The sequence below is a fragment of the Paenibacillus sp. CFBP 13594 genome (genome assembly GCF_014842675.1).
Classification (GTDB): Bacteria; Bacillota; Bacilli; order Paenibacillales; family Paenibacillaceae; genus Paenibacillus; species Paenibacillus amylolyticus_B.
On the sequence record NZ_JACYVQ010000034.1, the window covers coordinates 1 to 516 of the forward strand.

Below are 516 nucleotides of genomic sequence, written 5' to 3' on the forward strand. Positions count from 1 at the left end.
ATAGTACGTGGACGTAGACCCGAAACCGGGTGATCTACCCCTGTCCAGGGTGAAGGTGCGGTAACACGCACTGGAGGCCCGAACCCACGCATGTTGAAAAATGCGGGGATGAGGTGGGGGTAGCGGAGAAATTCCAATCGAACTCGGAGATAGCTGGTTCTCCCCGAAATAGCTTTAGGGCTAGCCTCGGAAAACAGAGTCGTGGAGGTAGAGCACTGATTGGGTGCGGGGCCCGCAAGGGTTACCAAGCTCAGTCAAACTCCGAATGCCATAGACTTACTTCCGGGAGTCAGACAGTGAGTGCTAAGATCCATTGTCAAAAGGGAAACAGCCCAGACCATCAGCTAAGGTCCCCAAGTGTGTGTTAAGTGGGAAAGGATGTGGAGTTGCACAGACAACCAGGATGTTGGCTTAGAAGCAGCCACCATTGAAAGAGTGCGTAATAGCTCACTGGTCGAGTGACTCTGCGCCGAAAATGTAACGGGGCTAAACACACCACCGAAGCTATGGCTTGAT

The 516-nt window shown here is 52.9% G+C and carries 1 rRNA gene; it reads left to right on the plus strand.

Annotated elements, in window-relative coordinates:
- Positions 1 to 516, plus strand: a 23S ribosomal RNA gene (locus IFU39_RS32515); the annotation flags it as partial.